Here is a 12,388-nt window from a genome sequence, read left to right on the forward strand (position 1 = left end):
ACGGTGGCGCCGAGAAGACCCGCCGACGCGCCCGTCACCGAGTTGCGCATCGGTCCAGGACAACCGGGGTGATGCTGAGCGCGTTCGCCGATCGAAACCGGAAACGGCCGGACGGGATCCCCTACCTCGTCATCGTTCGATGGCGGATTGCGGGCCGGGCACCGCGGGCGGTGGCAGCTCGGAGTGCCGGGCGAAAGCCTGATCGATCAATTCGGAGGCCGCGCGGGTGACGATCAACTGGGCGATCGCAAGATCGGTCTCCAGCTTGGTGCGATCCCGTGGCGTGCGTGGCGATTCCTCGTACGCTTGTCCGGCCAAGCGGTAGAAGAGTTCGGTGGCGAAGCGGTCGGCGATACGGTCCAAGTCGGCCCTGAGACGCTCGACCAAGCGGAAGGTGTCGTGCGCGGGCAGGCCGGTGTCGTTGAGCCGGGTCGCCAGATCGCAGCAGCGCGGGTTGGTGAGCCGGTAGGCCTCGAGCGGATCCGCACTGCTGGCCAGTGCCTGTTTCGCGTAGTCCGGCAGCTCGGGGTAATCATCTTCTTGTTCGGCGTTCGCCGCCAGCTCCGCTGCGGTGCTGTTCGCGTGCTTCACGCCGAGAACGTCCGCGAGTCCGTCGCCGCGGTCCCAGGCTTCGAGCAGCTCACGGATCCCGTTGAGCTTCATACCACGCCCCAGCAGGCGGCTGATGGTCTGCAGCCGGTTGAGGTGGTCCGACCCGTAATACCCGATCCGCCCGCGCACCTCTGGCGAGGGCAGTAGCCCACGCTCGTGGTACACGCGAACGCTGCGCACGGTGGTGTCGGCTGCCCGTGCCAGTTCGTCGATCGTGAATTCGTCTGCAGCCATGTTTAAAAGGAAACCATAGTCGGGCCTTCGTGGAAAATGGGCCGTTTCATAACGTGCCGTTAAAAGACGGTAGCTGGGTGTTGCTGCAAGGTCAATGAGCCGTTACGCAGCGGTACAAGAGGTTGTGTCCTGGGCAACAGTGAGCTACCGTGCGTAGACCAGCTTATCGCGGCTGGGTTCCGGGGACTGTTGAGCAGCCCTGATGACCGTCCGATCCATGGGACACGCACCTGTTTCAGGCGTGCCCTCGGCATCCCCGGAGATGGCTATGAGCATTACGCGAACCCTTCCGATGGACACGGGATCTCTTGCGACAGCGAAGATCTCGTCGATTCCGGCAAAGTCGAACCAGCGCCCACCTTGCGCCGATGTCCCAGACAACTGGGACATGGACACCGGAAGTCCGGATGCCTGGCGGTCAGCAGTACGCACCTGCGAGAGCTGCCCATTACTCGTACAGTGCAGCCAACTCGCTCAAACGCTCACAGCTCGTGGCGATGGTCCCCGCGCGATGATCTGGGCGGGCGTTGCCTACGACAACTCGGGCGGCGTCATCGAGAACCTGGACCGCCACCGTGCCGCGCCGATCGACCACAAACGCCCGATGCGCATCATCCGCACCGGCCCGCGGCCGTTGCGTACCGTATCCTCTCTCCCCGCGCCGCGCAGGCACATCGTGCTCGGCCAGCCACTGAAACCGACCGGAACCGACGGTCTGTGACTATGCTGCATGGACATTTCGATGTCGGATCTCTAGTTGGTGGTGTGTAACTCATGACGGTGCTGGCGTTGGAGATCGGTTCATCGAGGTTCGCGGCGGGTCGGGTGGCCGATGATGTCGGTGACGAGGACATTCGGGAGATCCCGGTGCCCGCGTCCGGCGCGTGGGACCGGTGCCGGGAGCTTCTGCTCGAGGTCGCGGGCGGTGCCGAGGTCACCGCCCTCGGCATCGCCTCGGGCGGCCCGATCGATATGGCAGCCGGGGTCGTCGCGCCCGCCGAGGTCCCTGAATGGCGAACCGGTTTCGGCATCGTGGAGGCAGCACGGAAGGTGTTTCCATCGGCCGCCATCAGAATCGCACTGGACGGTGTATGTCTGGCGCTGGCCGAGCGAAACTTCGGTGCTACGAGCACTGTGATGGACGCGCTGGCCATCAATGTGTCCAACCGCGTCATCGGCGGCGTCACGGTGGGTGGATTCACGGTTGTCGGACGGACCGGAAACGCGGGACACATTGGTCATGTCCTGGTCCCCGGCTTCGATGATCGTTGCACGTGTGGTGGTCGCGGTTGTCTGGAGTCGGTCGCGGGTGGCATGTCGGCGGTGCGCTGGGCTCGGGGGCAAGGCTGGGCGGGTACGTCGGTACCGGAATTGGTCGAAGGTGCCCGAGTCGGCGAGGACATTCCCGCTGCGGCACTGGGTCGGGCCGGAATCGCGCTCGGTCGTGCGATCGCGTCGGTGGCCGCATTGCTCGACATCGATTTCGTGGTGCTCGGCGGCCCGCTCACGGAAGTCGGTCCTGCGCTGTGGAAACCGCTCGGCGAGGCGGTCGCCACGCACGCCAGGCTGAGCTTTCTGCCAGGACTGCGAGTCAAACCATCTCAGCTCGGTGATATCGCGATACTCGCAGGTGCCGGCGTGCTTGCGGCGACCAGATCGGACACTTGATCTGGTCCGCGCCGCGCCGCGGCGTAGCGGCTCGGGAGGGAGAGTTCGGATCACGTCACGGATCAACCGTGGGAAAGTCACAGGCAGTTCATCGCGTCGAGTGCGCCTGATGTGCCATCGGATTACGCGCCGATCTCGGGGTTACGTAACTGAACTCGAGGTGAATACTATGAACATCCGCTCGGACGCTCGATGCGAGTGATGCAGACTTCATAGAACTGGCGCCGTCGTTCGGTTGATTGAGCCGCTGAATAACGGTACATTGCCTAGGTCACGTGATGTCTCATCCGGATTGAGGTGGATCCGGAGGAACGGCTGGTCAGGCGAAAGTGCGAAGCGAAGTGGCGCAGTGATTCCATGGGTGACTATCGAGACGTTGGCGCCCGACTGCATGTCCGTGGCATCGGTGGGGGATGCGCCGCGCGAGTTCGCGAGCTGGCAGCGGGTTTTGCAGCGCATGCTCTCGAAGGTTCCCGCGCTCTACGACAAGCTGACGACCGCGCGGTTGACCGAGGCCATCCGTGCGGCCCATGAGCAGGCGCAAGACATCGACCTGACGATCCAGACCGGCGCAGGTCCACACCAGCTGTTGATCAAGCCGGTCTTCGGCCCGGCAGGGGATGTTCACGCGGTACGGCTGTGGCTCGGCCCTGTCAGCGAACGAGTGCCTGTCCCTCGCCCTGCGGTGGGCGTCATTTGGGACTTGAGCACCCAAACCATCCAGCAGCCGAGCGGCATCACCAGGTTGTCCGGTAGCACGCCGGAGCAGTACGTACCCCGGATGTCCATCGCGGAGCTGTTTCATCGGGTGTCGAGTTTCGATCGGCACGCGGAAGTCCTCGACCTGCTCTACGAACCCAAACCCGGTGACCGGATGCAGTTCGACACCACGGTGTCGTCCGGGTTCGGGCGTACCGCGCAGTGGCGGATCACCCTCCGTGCCCGTGACGACGAGCGGACGCGTGGGGCCTGGTGGCTGATCGAGGACGTCACGTCGGAGGACGCGCCCGCGGCGTGGCCGACCCTGGAGCGAATCGGGTTGCGCGAGGCGCATCGTCGTGCCGGGACGCACCTGGCGGTAGTCCAGCTCGAGCACACCAGCATTTCGCACTGGCTCACCGATCCCGCACCCTGGATCCGTTGGGACTATCTGTTTCGGCCCATCGACGTGTTCCATCCCGACGACCGATCACGGTTGGCGGAACTCGGCAATCGGCTCCGGTCCGGCGACAGTGCCGGTGTGACGCTGCGGCTGCTCGATTACGGCGGCGGGTACACGCCGACCTCGCTGCTGCTGTACCCGTACCCGGGCTACTCGAGCAGGCAGCTCGCGATCGCGCAAATGGTGCGGGCCGCCGACGATGTTCCGTTGCTGGAAACCCATCGCCAAGTCCTGGAGCCGCGGCAGCGCGGCGCGCCGATCGGTTACGACGATCAATTGCGGCATTGGCTTGCCAGCAGGATGAAAAGCAACCCGGCCTGCTGACCTCAATTCCCACTGTTGGGAACGGCTGGCCGGTTGGGATCGTCGGTCCTCTCTACCATTTCGAGAGTGAGGACAGTGGTTCGCGGACCGGCGGATTCCGGTGAAGCTTTGCTTCGCCGGATGGCTGCGCGCCGCCGCCGCGACAATATCGTGGTCGGTGTGCTGGCCGTTCTGGCTGTGCTCGGTGGTGGCCACGCGATCCTGAGTGTGTTCGACTCAGGTCCTCCTCCACCGTCCGACGATTCGACAACCGCAATTGTGGGTCGTTCGCAATTGGCTGGGTCTTTCGCCGAACAGTTCGTGGTGACTTATCTGACCGCCGTCGCGGGACAACAGGATCGAGTGGGCGAATTCGTCGGCTCCGGCCAGCAGATCGCCCTGCCGACTTCCGCGCGGCAGGTGTCCGATCCCTCGGTCGTCTATGTTTCGCGTACCGTGTCCACCGGCAGTCTGGACGTCTGGTCGGTGACGGTGTCGGTCCGGGTCGGCAAGCCCGGAACCGGTGCGACTCCGGAGAACCGGCAGTTCTACCGGGTCGCGGTGTCGATCGCCGATGGGCGCCTACGGGCACTGTCGGTGCCTGCCGTGGTCCCGGCACCCGCGAAGGGCGCCGAACTGGCGCTGGCCTACTCCTCGCCGTGCGCAGCGGACACGCCGCTGTCTCAGGTGGCAGCCGGATTCCTGGGCGCGTTGTTGGCGGGCGCCGGTGACGTAGCCCGTTACACCACCCAGGACGCGGGTGTCACCGCGCTGAAACCGGCTCCGTTCACCGCTGTCGAGTTGGTCGCGCTCACCGCCGACAACGCGGCCTGCGGGACCACCGGCGCGAAGGCCCAAGTATTGGCCACCATCAACCCCAAAGCCGATACCGGCGCCACCGCGACACTGGCCTATCCGCTGACGATGATCCGCAACGGTGGCCAGTGGCAGGTGGTGTCTATCGATCCGGTTCCCGCCCTGTCGAGTCCGCTGGCGGTGGTCGCCGGTCAGGACTCGCGCGGTGGAGCACCGACCACTTCGACCTCGCCACCTTCGTCGTCGGCAAATATCCCGCCGGCGACACAGAACTGATCCGAGAAGAGGCAGCCCGATGGGCAATCTGAGCAACATCCTCTATGGCGTGCTGATCTTCGTCCGCTGGGCAGGATTGATTCTGATCACCATCCTCAGCATGGGGGTGTTGATCTCCGAGGCGGCGAGGTCGCGATTGTCGCCGGCCAAGATCCTCGCGGTCGCGGGGTCGGCGGTTCTCGCGGCGGTTCTCTTCTGGGTGCTGCCCACCCTCGTCAACTACGCGCGCACTGATTCCAACATCATCGTTCCCGATCACCCTATCGGTGGCTATCGATGACCCAGGTGATCAAGGTGTTCACGCCGATCAAACGTGTCCCCACGATGATCGGCAAGGCACAGAACGGGCAGAAACTCCCGTTCGGGCCTTACACCTTGCCCCAGGTCGGCGGAGCGGTGGTACTGATGCTGGTGACATCGGTGTGCGCCATGACCTTTCCGGTCAACCCGGCGATCACGTTCGTGGCCGGGCTGGCTTTGACCATCGTGGCGGTCTTCACCCTTGGGCTGGTGCCGTACACGGGTGTCCGCATGACCTCACGCGCGATCTGGCTGGGCAGGCTGATCGTCTACCGCAAGCCGGTATCGGCCTCAGGTATGCCCATCACCGAGGATTCGGTACGCCACACCATGTTCATCGAGGAGACGGTTGTTCTTCTCCTTCCTGATCGAATAGATGCGCGCCCGGTCGCGGCACCCAAGACCGATCGTCGGCTGCTCGAGGTGATCGGAGCTCAGGGTAGCGGTGCCGACCTGCGGAATCGAATGAGCGGCAACGGTAGCGAACGGACATCCGGAGGAGGTCGCTGATGGCATTCGGACGAGATCTCCAGCCCACCGCGGCGATTCGCGGCAATATCCAGCTGACCCATTCGGGGCTGGTCACCGCGACATACTTCATCAACCCGCTCGGTTATGGACTGCGCAAAGCCAGCGATAAGCACGACGTGAAGATCGCCCATCACGCGCTGATCAACAACCTGCCGAACGGTTCACTACTTCTCGGCATCCAGGCGCGGCTGAACACGATCGATGTGCTCACCAAGATGGTGGAAGGCGTCGACCTGGACGAGTGCGAGGACTACGCGGACGAGGTGGTCGCCTCGTATGAACGAGTCCGGGCGATCGCGCCGCAGACGCGGATCTATTTGCTGTCCATTCCGGTGGGGGCCACCAACTCCGGTGTCTCCGCACTGTCGCGTGTGTGGCGAGGCAGCACCACCACGATCGACGCCACCGCGATCTCGCGCGCCGAGATGGACGCCTACGACGAGGAAGCGAACACGATCCTGTCCCGAATCGGAGCGGATTTCGATCCGATTCCGGTGCCCGCCGCGCTGTTCCAGTGGTTGTGGGAGCACTACCTGTCCCGCGGCGCGGTCGGCGATCCGGTCGCACCGACCCGGGCAGGGGCGTTGGACGACGCGACGTCGGCCGTGTTCCGCTCCGCGGCGCTCGATGAAGGAGCGCAGGCCGACAGCAACCGGCGAATCCGCCCGTCATTTGTTCCGGTCATCAAGGTGGTGCAGCCGGACTCCATATATCGGCCGTCCTATCAGGCAATGCTCACGCCCCGTTCTTTTCCGTATGCGGGCATGACTTTTCCCGGCGGCAGTGAGTTTCTCAACGTGCTGGAGGGCCTGGGCGACGTCACCGTCGACTGGGGGATGCGGGTGTCGACCAAGCCCGCCGAGCAGGTACTGAAGAACAACGAGCTGAATCTGCGGCGGCTCGGCGAGCAGATGGACCAGCGTGATCAGGAAGTCTCCTTCGCGCAGAACACGTTGATGTCGAAGGCGCAGATGCTCGGTGAGTACAACCAGCACTTCGAGGTCAACGGTGGCGAATCGGAAGTGTCGTTCACCACCGTCATCGCCATCGGTGGGCCCTCGCGCGACGCGACTCTGGACGCGGTGAACGCGATCAAGCGCCGCTACAAGCGGTTTCAGGTGGAGATGACCGCGCCGGTCGGTGCACAGGTCGACCTGTGGTCGATGTTGATACCGGGCAACCCGCCGCGCCGCGCATTCGACGACTTCGCGCATATCGTTCCCTCCGACATGTGGGCCGGTTTCGTACCGTTCACCACCAGCCAGATCGGTGACGACAGTGGCCCGGTCATCGGGGTGAATCTGCTGTCCGGCCAATTCGAGCCGATCCACTTCGGCATCATGGAGGCGGCGCTGCACGACCTGTCCGCGTCGTTCGCGGTCACCGGCGAGCTCGGATCCGGCAAGTCGTACTTCCTCAAACTCATGGCGGTTCTCGTCCACGACATGGGCGGTCAGTTCCTCGCCATCGACCGCAGTCAGGTCGGCGAGTGGGAGCATTTCGCCGCCGCCATCGACGACGCGGTGGTGATCGATCTCGCCAATCCGACCGTGTCACTGGATCCGCTGCGCCTGTTCGCCCCCCGGATCGCGGGGGAGCGGGCGCTCGACTCGATTCTGCCGCTGCTGGACCTGTCGCCGACATCCGGCGCCGGCGCCGCGGCTTCCAACCTGCTGACGCCCAGAGCGATCGCCGAGTACGGCATCCGGAGCCTGCTCGACCTTTTTCACGTCGTCCGTCGGCTCCGTGACGACCCGGCGATCGGCGACGAGTACGCCGATCTGGCGGCGCGACTCGGCACCGTTGTCGAGCGTGTCCCGGTGCTCTTCGACCCGAAGTTGCGTCCGCTGAAACTCACCGCCGCGGCGACTGTCGTCCGCAGCCATCACCTGGCGTTGCCGACGGCCGAGGAACTCACCACGCCGCATCTGTACAACCGTTTGCCGTTGACGAAGCGACTCGGGACAGCGCTGTACGAATTGGTCGGTGTCGCCGCCCGCGAAGCCTTTCTCACCGACAATGGCAGATTCGGGCTGCTGGTCGGCGACGAGGCCCACCATTTCACCCAAACTCAAGTCGGCTCGGCGGTCACTTCGGACTTCAGTCGTGACGGCCGCAAGCACTTGGCCGCCATCGGACTGGCCTCGCACGATCCGGCCACCGACTTTCAAGGCGCGGCACACAATCTGATTCCCAACCGGTTCGTCTTCCGTCAGCGCGATGAGACCCTGGCACGCAATAGTTTGGAATGGCTCGGCGTCGACCTCGACGAGGCTCCGTTCCTGTTGCAGATATTGCGCGAGGAGACCTCTCCGCCGGTTGGCGCGGGTCGTCAGGTGCCGGAAGAACGGCGCGGCGAGATGTTCATGCGTGACGCGTTGAACCGTATCGGCCGCGGCAAAGTGCTCGGCCCCGCGCGTTCCGACCGTGCCGCAGCGATCACGAGTACACCGAACTCGGTCAATGGGCTTCGCGCCTCGCTACCGGAAAGACAGGTAGTGCCATGAGTTCTGTGGGCCACCGGGGTGTTCGACCATGTGGGCCCACCTTTGGAATGCCGTGGGATCCTGAGCCATGGGATCTAGATCGTTGGCGGCCACGGGCGGTGCTACGGCGATGTCGTCATTGGGTATTCGCGACCCGGCGGCGACGCTGGACCGCATGGATTTTCATCGCATTCTTCGTGCTGGTCATATTTCCGGGCTTCATCGTTGCGTTGGGCACTGCGCAGACAAGCGCATTGACAGCGGTTGCAGCGCCCAACAGCGCGCTCAGCTGGATGGATATCAAAGATACGTCGGGGGTCCAACTTTCGAGCTATCTATTCGCCACCAATCGCGGCGGGGTATTCAACCCTGGGAACACTGTGCTGTCGCTCCTGATCAGTGTCCTGTTCGCGATATGGCTCGTCCTTGTGACAACTGGGGTATGGCTACCCAGCCAGACATTCGATTTCGGGTGGCTGAATATGTTCAGCGCGCCTTTGCGTGGCGTGGCCACCAACTTGACGGCGCAGATCGCGACGCCGCTGATGATGGCGACGGCGGCGGCGATCGGTGCGTTCTTCGTGGGGTGGTTCATCGTGCGCGGCTATCACGCCAAGGCCGTGATGCAAGTCTTGACGATGGTGGTGGCCGCCATCCTGGGGCCGTTGTTCCTGGCCGCGCCGCTGGCCGAGGTCTTGTCGTCGGACGGATTGCTGGTGCAGGGTCGCGACCTGGGAATTTCGGTCGCGGCAGGTTTGAACGGCAATAATAATCCGAATCCGAGCCAGACAATGGCGCAGATGCAGGCCGACATGGCAACCAATTTCGGGCGCTATCCATTACAGGTCTGGAATTTTAACCATATCGTGGACAACCAGCCGTCCTGCAAGGCCGCATGGACGGCCGGCGTGATGGCTGGTGATGAAGACCGGGTGAAGGACGGGATGAAGTCGTGTGGCGACAGCGCCGCATACTCGGCCGCCAATAATCCCAGCGTCGGTCAGATCGGAGCCGGCATTCTGCTGTTGTTCTCCGCGGGCATGCTGTTGCTGTTCGGCGCGTACCTTTCGGTCAAAGTCGTCTGGGCTGCGCTCGACACGATCTATTACGGGTTCGCGGCGATCTTCGGGTTCGCCGCCGGCGCATTTGTCTACGGGGTAACGCAGACGTTCACGGTCCGCTCCGTGGTACATGGTTTCGTCGCGGCCGCACGCATGGCCATCTTCATCATGTTCCTGGGTATCTATGAGCTGTTTCTGGGCAGCTTGTTCCAACAGGCACGCGGGCAAGTCATGGCCGTGTTCGTCATCGGGGCGCTCGTCGAGATCGTGGCCATCTTGCAGGCGCGGCGCTTGAGCAGGGGCCTCGACAGCAGCAATGACTGGATCTCCAATCGTTTCGCGATGGCGATACAGAGTGGTAATGCCAAGAGTTCGGGTGGAGGGGGGACGGCCCTGGGAATGGGGCAGGCGAGTTCGCGCAACGCTATGAGCGGACTCGCAATGTTCGCGGCGGCCAGCACCATCAGCGGTTCGCCTATCACCGCATGGGCTACCGGCGGGATTCGTGACGCACTCATGCCCAACGCGTTTGCCAAGAGCAGGGCGGACAAACTGGGGTGGGCTATCGCGGGCGAGTTCGGTGAAGAGATGCAAAACATTCATTACGATCGTCGCGCTTTGGGTGAATTTGCGGAGAGGGGCAGTGGAAGGGCCGTCAGGATACACGGTGCCCAGCCCCGCGGCCAGCTTGCTGCCGCTTTTGCGGCGGAGCAGGCCATGGCCTCCGGTGGCGCCCCAACATCCACATATGCTGCACTCAGAAAGTCGGGCTTCGGTCATAATATCGCCCTCAGGGCGTCCTCGGTCCAAAGTGATATTACCGAATTGTTGAAGGCTGATCCCCTTCCGTCGGAACACTTGGCACGCGTTGTTGCCGCCTCCAGGCTCTTCGAGCAAGATTATGAGCATCCGGGGTGGAGTGGACCCAAACTGGATGGGTTGAGAGCGGCCGCCTATAAATTTCGGAGAAATAATCCCGGTGGTGTCAACCTGCCTAGAGGGCTTGTCGAGGAGGGTGAAAGGTTTCTCGCTAATCCCACGCAACAATATATCCATACTCTCCAGAAGATCGCTCAAGGAGGGGACCCTGGTGCGTCGACTTGGATGCATAGAGACGGGGTAAGGCCATTTTCCAAGCGAGATGCGGAGCGATTGGAGAAATGGATAACGAACGAATCGGCGCTCAGGGTGCAGGCGGCAACGGACTGGGTAGCTGATAATCCGACCGATTTCCAACGGATACGGCGGCTACGCGAGGAAATCAACGTTGCGTCCGACATCAACAATTGGCAGAACGGTAAGGCGAGTACCGGGCAAACGGCGGTCGCGCCGCCACACGTTTCGGATACCAGGCCGCTCGCTGAAATTCCTGCCGATTTTATTAGAGCGGCGCAAGAAAGAAGAATGACCTGATCCGCACCGCGTATCACCAGTTTTGAGATGGGTCAGCTTTCGAGGAAGGGCAATCGATGATCAACCGACTCATAACTGTCGCAATGATTGTTTCGATGACTCCGACCTGGTTGATCGTGGCCGTAGTTGTGACAGGCGGCTTGTTCGCAGTCGTCGTTATCCTCGTGCTGATCGTCGGCGGCGCGACGTCGTCGATCGCCTCTGATCTGCACTACCAGTGCGACAGTGCGGTAGGGCCGGATCCGTTACAGACCGTGGCCATGACCCCTGCCGCCGGGGCCGCGCGCCTTGCTGCGCCGACCACCCCGGTTGCCAGTACCTCGGCCGCGCCCACCACGAACCCATACGCGGCGCTGACCATCGCACCGGACGATACGAGCGCTTCCGACTGGCAGCGCGCCTGCGTCACGGCGCTGAAAATCGCGCCGTACCAAAGTCCGCCTCTGCTCACCGGCAGTTCGGGATTCGGCGCCGACTGCGCGCGTGAGCTCGCGCTCGGACAGGCGGCGTCGGCGGGCGGATCCCAAGACGCGGCCGGTGGCCGCGGGGATGCCGCGGAATTCACCAGGGCGGTTATCTACCGAGCCTCCGCTGCGGAGGTGACGGGGCGCTGTGAACTCGTTGCGGGCTCAGCCGCGGCGGAGCCCTACCCAGGTGGGCAGTCGAGCGGTTCGGTCCAGCGGGCATGCGGGCAGCCGGGCAGCAACGGTGCTGCTGTGGTCGTGTTGCCGAATACTGTCGCAGCGCAGGCTGCGTGTGGACAGCGTGTGGATCCAGCCGCGGTGTCGGCAGGCGATCTGGTCTTCTGGGACTATCGGAACAATGCGCCGACACATGTCGGGATCGCGGTCGGCGCCACTCAGGTCGTCACTGTCGACGGGACGACCGGCAGGTATCTAGCGCTCTCGGTCCCGAGCACGAACGACGTGCGGGTGAAGCGGGTGCTCGGCACCGGGATGTGATGCGTAACAGATGCCACCCACTGAGGTAGAACCCCAAGTCGAAGCCGGCCACGAAGGCGACGCGCCGGCTGTTCCGGTGACGCCGTGGTCGGGTCGGTCGGGGAGTGAGCGTTCGCGTCCTGGCGCGTCTGCGCCGGGTCAGTCGGGTCCGTCGGGGACGGGTCAGCCCGGTGATCAGTCGGGTGGTGTTGGGCCATCTGGTGTTCCGGGTCAGCCTGCTGGGCCGGTTCAGCCTGGCGGGTCGGGTCAGCCGGCTGTTCCGGGTTCAGTTGGTGGGTCGGGTCAGCCTGGTGGGTCGGTTCCTGGTCAGTCGGGTGTTGCGGGTGGGTCGGTTCCTGGTGGGTCGGGTCAGTCTGGTGTTGCTGGTCAGCCTGGTGCTCAGGGTGGTCCTGGTGGTCCGGGTGGTGTGGTGGCTCCGGAGGCGGGTTCGGGGTCCTCGGGTGGGTCTGCGCAGGCGGAGGAGCCGCCGCCTGGGGTGGATCCGGAGTTGGTGGGTGCGTTGTTGCCTGCTGCGGCGATGGCCGGGACGATGGCGATGACGATGTTGCCGATGATCGCTTCGGC

10 protein-coding genes and 1 pseudogene are annotated in these 12,388 nt (G+C 63.8%); 9 read left to right on the forward strand and 2 right to left on the reverse strand.

Going from position 1 to position 12,388, the window contains the following annotated elements; translation table 11 throughout:
- Positions 1-129 precede the first annotated feature (129 nt).
- Positions 130-846: a MerR family transcriptional regulator gene (locus tag AB0B25_RS28770; RefSeq protein WP_357185948.1), complete on the reverse strand. Its 717-nt coding sequence runs from the start codon at positions 844-846 to the stop codon at positions 130-132.
- Between the two features lie 511 nt (positions 847-1,357).
- Between AB0B25_RS28770 and AB0B25_RS28775 the strand changes: the two genes are divergently transcribed.
- The 9 genes from AB0B25_RS28775 (at position 1,358) to AB0B25_RS28815 (ending at position 11,824) form a co-directional block, all read left to right on the forward strand.
- Positions 1,358-1,567: a hypothetical protein gene (locus AB0B25_RS28775; RefSeq protein ID WP_357185951.1), complete on the forward strand. Its 210-nt coding sequence runs from the start codon at positions 1,358-1,360 to the stop codon at positions 1,565-1,567.
- Positions 1,568-1,620: 53 nt separating this feature from the next.
- Positions 1,621-2,514, forward strand: coding sequence for an ROK family protein (locus AB0B25_RS28780; RefSeq protein WP_357185954.1), 894 nt, complete (start codon positions 1,621-1,623; stop codon positions 2,512-2,514).
- 361 nt (positions 2,515-2,875) lie between these two features.
- On the forward strand, positions 2,876-4,000 hold the full coding sequence (locus AB0B25_RS28785) for a GAF domain-containing protein (protein WP_357185956.1): 1,125 nt from the start codon (positions 2,876-2,878) through the stop codon (positions 3,998-4,000).
- Positions 4,001-4,066: 66 nt separating this feature from the next.
- Entirely contained in the window at positions 4,067-5,071 is a 1,005-nt protein-coding gene (locus AB0B25_RS28790) for a conjugal transfer protein (protein WP_357185959.1), read from the forward strand.
- 19 nt (positions 5,072-5,090) lie between these two features.
- Positions 5,091-5,351, forward strand: a complete 261-nt coding sequence (locus tag AB0B25_RS28795; protein ID WP_357080641.1) for a hypothetical protein — start codon at positions 5,091-5,093, stop codon at positions 5,349-5,351.
- Positions 5,348-5,881, forward strand: coding sequence for a hypothetical protein (locus AB0B25_RS28800; protein ID WP_357185961.1), 534 nt, complete (start codon positions 5,348-5,350; stop codon positions 5,879-5,881). The genes AB0B25_RS28795 and AB0B25_RS28800 overlap by 4 nt, the downstream gene beginning before the upstream one ends.
- On the forward strand, positions 5,881-8,409 hold the full coding sequence (locus tag AB0B25_RS28805; RefSeq protein ID WP_357185964.1) for an ATP-binding protein: 2,529 nt from the start codon (positions 5,881-5,883) through the stop codon (positions 8,407-8,409). The genes AB0B25_RS28800 and AB0B25_RS28805 overlap by 1 nt, the downstream gene beginning before the upstream one ends.
- Before the next feature lie 176 nt (positions 8,410-8,585).
- Positions 8,586-10,862 (forward strand): hypothetical protein, encoded by a 2,277-nt coding sequence (locus tag AB0B25_RS28810; protein ID WP_357185967.1) that lies wholly within the window; start codon positions 8,586-8,588, stop codon positions 10,860-10,862.
- A 95-nt stretch (positions 10,863-10,957) separates the two neighbouring features.
- Positions 10,958-11,824 (forward strand): NlpC/P60 family protein, encoded by an 867-nt coding sequence (locus tag AB0B25_RS28815; RefSeq protein ID WP_357185969.1) that lies wholly within the window; start codon positions 10,958-10,960, stop codon positions 11,822-11,824.
- Between the two features lie 378 nt (positions 11,825-12,202).
- Here the strand turns inward: AB0B25_RS28815 and AB0B25_RS28820 are convergent.
- A pseudogene (locus AB0B25_RS28820) lies at positions 12,203-12,388 on the reverse strand (hypothetical protein); the annotation flags it as partial.

Source organism: Nocardia sp. NPDC049190 (assembly GCF_040648115.1).
Taxonomy (GTDB): Bacteria; Actinomycetota; Actinomycetes; order Mycobacteriales; family Mycobacteriaceae; genus Nocardia.

What these genes read in the sequence shown, in the direction of transcription:
- AB0B25_RS28805 (WP_357185964.1), top strand. Translation starts at nt 5,881, where the DNA reads ATGGCATTCGGACGAGATCTCCAGCCCACCGCGGCGATTCGCGGCAAT.
- AB0B25_RS28780 (WP_357185954.1), top strand. Translation starts at nt 1,621, where the DNA reads ATGACGGTGCTGGCGTTGGAGATCGGTTCATCGAGGTTCGCGGCGGGT.
- AB0B25_RS28770 (WP_357185948.1), bottom strand. Translation starts at nt 846, where the DNA reads ATGGCTGCAGACGAATTCACGATCGACGAACTGGCACGGGCAGCCGAC.
- AB0B25_RS28800 (WP_357185961.1), top strand. Translation starts at nt 5,348, where the DNA reads ATGACCCAGGTGATCAAGGTGTTCACGCCGATCAAACGTGTCCCCACG.
- AB0B25_RS28795 (WP_357080641.1), top strand. Translation starts at nt 5,091, where the DNA reads ATGGGCAATCTGAGCAACATCCTCTATGGCGTGCTGATCTTCGTCCGC.
- AB0B25_RS28815 (WP_357185969.1), top strand. Translation starts at nt 10,958, where the DNA reads ATGACTCCGACCTGGTTGATCGTGGCCGTAGTTGTGACAGGCGGCTTG.
- AB0B25_RS28775 (WP_357185951.1), top strand. Translation starts at nt 1,358, where the DNA reads ATGATCTGGGCGGGCGTTGCCTACGACAACTCGGGCGGCGTCATCGAG.